This is a genomic window from Bacillota bacterium, from assembly GCA_040754675.1.
Lineage (GTDB): Bacteria > Bacillota > Limnochordia > Limnochordales > Geochordaceae > Geochorda.
Map to the genome: position 1 here is coordinate 1 of JBFMCJ010000389.1, position 3,933 is coordinate 3,933.

The 3,933-nt window shown below is 67.8% G+C and carries 6 protein-coding genes; all 6 read left to right on the top strand.

The window, feature by feature from the left end; translation table 11 throughout:
* The coding region (locus AB1609_17470) for a hypothetical protein (GenBank protein MEW6048237.1) at window positions 1-818 on the top strand (818 nt) is incomplete at its 5' end.
* A gap of 15 nt (window positions 819-833) precedes the next feature.
* Complete coding sequence (locus AB1609_17475) at window positions 834-1,718, top strand: CAP domain-containing protein (GenBank protein MEW6048238.1); 885 nt, start codon at window positions 834-836, stop codon at window positions 1,716-1,718.
* A 128-nt stretch (window positions 1,719-1,846) separates the two neighbouring features.
* A complete protein-coding gene (locus tag AB1609_17480; protein ID MEW6048239.1) occupies window positions 1,847-2,530 on the top strand; it encodes a site-2 protease family protein in 684 nt (227 codons plus the stop codon).
* A 265-nt stretch (window positions 2,531-2,795) separates the two neighbouring features.
* Entirely contained in the window at window positions 2,796-3,062 is a 267-nt protein-coding gene (locus AB1609_17485; protein MEW6048240.1) for a hypothetical protein, read from the top strand.
* Window positions 3,063-3,083: 21 nt separating this feature from the next.
* The gene (locus tag AB1609_17490; protein MEW6048241.1) at window positions 3,084-3,473 is read left to right on the top strand and encodes a DUF192 domain-containing protein; all 390 of its coding nucleotides are present in this window, start codon (window positions 3,084-3,086) and stop codon (window positions 3,471-3,473) included.
* Window positions 3,448-3,933: hypothetical protein (locus tag AB1609_17495; protein MEW6048242.1), on the top strand; the 486-nt coding region annotated here is incomplete at its 3' end. The genes AB1609_17490 and AB1609_17495, both read left to right, overlap by 26 nt.

Below are 3,933 nucleotides of genomic sequence, written 5' to 3' on the forward strand. Positions count from 1 at the left end.
GGACGGCCGCGCGGGTGTTCTCGCAGCCGCCCCGCGGGGTAATCGACTCGTACAACCAGGCAGGCGGGCTCATCAACATGCTGAGGATGGCGGTGGGGAACTGGGACCTGTTCTGGCGGGGGTGCCGCGACGTGTGGGCCGCGGTGAACGAGAGCGCGGACCTCGTCAACAAGGGCATGGCCAACCTCAACGACCCGGCGGCGCGGTACGAGTTCTGGAAGTCGAAGGGGATATACGATAAATACAACGCGGGGGAGAGGGCGTTCCTGAACCAGGTGGTGATGCCGGCGGTGGCGGTGGCGCAGTGGGCGCTGGGTGGCCTGGCAGGCAGCCTGACGGGGGTTGGTGTGGCGTTCGGGCTGGCGTCCGTGTTGGGGCTGGCCCTGGGGCCCGGCGCGCTCATCGCGGGCGGCATTGCTTTGGGGCTTGTCGCGGTGAGCCTGATCGGGCATTTCAAGGGAGAGGCCGTGCGTGAAAAAGGTGGCGACATCAACGCGGTGCTCTCCTGGGTCAAGTCGGGAGTGGAGAAAACGGAGACCGGTAAGGAATACCGGCTGGCCTTCGGCGTGGACAGCAATGGGATACTGCCGACGCTGGAGGTGTTCGGGATCGCGGGGAGCGCGGTGGCAGGCCTGGGCGGGGTGGTAGGCGGGTATCTCACCGCGCAGCAGGAGCACAACATCCTGGCGACGTACAATGCATATGGGATACCCGAGGTCGTGAGCGTGGCGGGGCCGCCTGTAGAGATTCGGTGGGAATGGCCCGAGCACCGGCAAGTTGACGAGACGTGGGAACTCATCTACTCCCTCGTGCAGTGATGGGAGGTGGCGTGGGTGAGAAGGGCTGCGGTGACGATATGCAGCCTTGCTTTGGCGGGGGTCCTGCTAGCGGGCGGGACCCTCGCCGCCCTGCCCGGGGAGTCGGCGGCCCAGAAGCTGACTGCCGGGGAGCAGGTGTGGGGCACTATCTCGAAGGCAGCGGCCATGGTGCGGGATGCCATCCGGATCGTCACAGGCCGGGACGGCGAACGGCAACCCGAGATTTCCAAGCCCGCTTCCTCGACTAAGAACACTGCGAAAGCCGCCAGCTTTGTCCCGCACCCGAAGCAGGCCGCACCCGCGGCGGACGGAAAGTCCGTAGACCGGAAGCTGGGTGCGGGGGAGGGGAACGTGAACGCCCGCGACAAGACAGCACGGGCGCTGGAGCAGGCGGTCTTCCGGGAACTCAACCGCGTGCGGAGGGACCACAAGCTCCCCGAGTTCCGCGCCAACGAGCAGATAGCCGAGATGGCCCGGCTCAAGAGCATAGAGATCCTGGAGACCGGCATCGTTACCCACGACTCGCCGAAGTACGGGTACGCTGTCGACATGTACAAGAAAGCACGTTTGCCCATGGGTGCGGGGGGTGGAGTCATGTCTGCTATTCGCCACCCTGCTGACGATGTGGAATTCGTAGCTACCGAAATGGTGAAAGGGCTGCTGGAAAGCACGCCCCACCGGCAACAGATCCTCGACCCAGTATTTCAGGAGGTAGGCGTAGGAGTGGCCTGGGTGTCCAAACCCGTCCCGTTCATAGACGCGTATACTGGCAAGCAACACGAAATGACCGTGTGCATGAACGCGCTCCTTTACACTCCCCTTGAGAACCCGCCGGAGGGGCCAGCGTATTCAGACTTCCCGTCCATCAAAGACATCATCAAGGGACCAGGCGGCGGGTAAGCAAGGCGCCAACGTGGAATGGACCGGAGGCCGGGGACTGAGTTCCCCGGCCTTTTGCTTTTGGGGAGGCGGCGGCCGGATGCCCGCACTCCAGTTTTGCCCCAAAGGAGGCTGGTGCTTTGTCGGCAGTGTTGCTCACCGTGATCGTGCTGGTTACGGCCATGTTCGTCCACGAGGCCGGCCACGCCCTGGCGGCCTGGGTGGCCCGGGTCAAGGTCCGGGAGGTCATGTTCGGCCTGGGGCCCATCCTCGCTGCCGCGCGGGTGAGGGGCGTGCGGGTGAGCCTGCGCCTCCTGCCCCTGGGCGCGGGGGTGGACGTGGACGACGACGCCTACAAGCGGGCCCCTGCCTGGAAGAAGGCCGCGCTGCTCCTTTCGGGCCCGGCCGGGAACTTCCTGGGGTGCGTCCTGGCGCTGGGGTGGCTGGGGTGGCTGTGGTCGAACGGGCACGTGCTGGCCACGGCGCTGTTCGCCGCCGAGGGCACGGCCAGGGTGGTGACCGCCACCGTGTCAGTGCTCGTGGGAGGTTCGGCCGACGTCGTGGGTCCCATAGGCCTCGCGAAGGTGGTGGGGGGGCTGGGCCCGGGTTCGCTTGAGACGGGCCTGCTCGTCTTCGCATGCGTCTCGGCCGGCCTGGGGGTGTTCAACCTGCTGCCCGTGGCACCGCTCGATGGCGGCAGAATCGTGGTCGAACTCTTGGGTCCGAGGTTGAGCCCAATCGGCAGGCGGCGGCTGGAGGCGGCCGGGGCCGTCGCCCTGGGGGCGGTGGCCGCGGTGGTGTTCCTCGCGGACATAGTGGGGCTGCTGAGGTAGGGAGGCGTGGCTGTGGAGGTCCTTCGCTGCGAGGCGGGAACGGTTGAGTTCGCACCCGAGGTGGTGTGCCTGCTTGGAGGCTGGCTGCGGCGCAGTGCCTGCTCGGTGGCGCGGGAGGACCGTTTCGGCCCGGCGTACTGGCGACGGGTCTGGGCATGGGAGCTGTCCTGGGCCTCGCGGTCAGGCTCGGGTGTGCGGCTTGGGAGGGTAGGCGCCGCTGAGCCGCCGGTCTCCTGCTGGCACGTCCTGCGAGGGGGGGTCGAGCGTGCCCGAACTCGAACAACTTGCGGCTCTGTGGTGGTGCTTGGGTGCCCTCCCCGCCGGGTGGGGCCTGCAGGCGGTGGCGCTGCTGGTTCTTGCCGCGCTGGCGCAGGGTTTTGTGGGGTTCGTGGCCGGGTTGGTTGCCGGGACCGGCAGGTTTGGCGCTCTGGAGGGGCTGGTTTTCAAAGGCGCCGTGCTGGGGGTGGCCGTTGCCCTGGGGTGGCCGAGGCTGGAGCCCGTGGTTGTGCGGCTGGCAGCGCTTGCGAGATGAGGACGAGAGAGGTGCCCGGTATTGCAGAAGATCACCGTGCTTGTTGCGTCGACGTTCTTGTCGCGTCTCCGGGGCCTGGTCGGCTGCCGGCTTCCAGAAGGGCGCGGTTTGCTCTTCCCGCGTTGCTCCGGCGTTCACGGGTTCCTGATGGACAGGCCCCTGGACTGCGCGTTTCTGGACGCCGGCAACCGGGTCATACGGGTGGGCACCTTGCGTCCCTGGCGGGTGCTGTTCGGTCCCCGGGGAACCGCGGCGGTGCTGGAAATGGAGGCTGGTGCGGCGGCCAGGCTGGGCTTGAGGCCCGGGGTGTGGCTCCTTCCGGGAGCGGATCCCGGTGCGATGGTCGTGGCTGAGCTGCCGGAGAGGGCTGAAGGGAGGGGGGGCGGTGCAGCAGGTCAAGGTGCAGGTTGAGTCGGCTTCCCCGGGCAGCGTGGGGATCTTCGTCAGTGGGGCCGTCACAAGGGCCCTCCACGCCGATTTCGGCCTGGTGCCGGTGCGGCTGGCCGAGTGCTTGGGAGTGATAGCGGCGGCGAAGCTGGTCCTGCACGAGTTGAAGCCGGGAGTTCAGGCGTCTCTGGAGATAAGCGCGAACGACCCTGATTTCGTGCGGTATGCCCTCCGCGAGCGGGTTCCGGCCCGCGCGGAGGTGCGCGATGCCGTCCGGCACATGTGGGCCACCCTGGACCGGTTTGCCCGGTGGGAGATCCGGCACGAGCGGCGCAGGAAGCGGGTGCTGGAAGGCGGCTCCCAGGCCGCGTTCCCGCGGGGGCTTTTCCCGTGGCTCAACCCGTGCGTGGCCGGGGACGGCGAGAGGCTGCCGGTGACACTGCCGGATTGCCCCGCGGTGCGGGCGCAGTTCTTGGCTTCGCTC